This window comes from Escherichia sp. AM3 (assembly GCF_032029835.1).
GTDB lineage: Bacteria > Pseudomonadota > Gammaproteobacteria > Enterobacterales > Enterobacteriaceae > Escherichia > Escherichia coli.
Genome location: NZ_JAVUPQ010000912.1, coordinates 1 through 279, shown reverse-complemented (window position 1 = coordinate 279; position 279 = coordinate 1). Strand labels below are relative to the sequence as shown.

The window sequence follows — 279 nt, the reverse complement described above, 5'->3', positions numbered from 1 at the left end:
GGTCCAGGTGTTGTTGGCCGGTGCCGGGGTCAGCCAGACCAGCTTATTTTTTTCCGCGTCCAGCTTTTTGACTTTTTCGTACCCGGCTTTGGCATTTTTCCAGGCCGGATCGTTTTCATCCTTGAAGAAGAATGCCCCGTTGCCGGTGTATTCCGGGTAGATATCCAGCTCGCCGGACGTGATGGCACCGCGCACGACAGGCGTGGTGCCAAGCTGTACTTTATTGACCGTTTTCACGCCGTGGCTTTCGAGTACCTGCAAAATGATATTGCCGAGCAA

Annotated in this window: 1 protein-coding gene; it reads right to left on the bottom strand. The window is 54.1% G+C overall.

Annotated elements, in window-relative coordinates; all coding sequences use genetic code 11:
* Window positions 1–279, bottom strand: a 279-nt coding sequence (locus RTW80_RS29025) for a glycine betaine ABC transporter substrate-binding protein (protein ID WP_312721564.1), incomplete at both ends; no start/stop codon positions are given.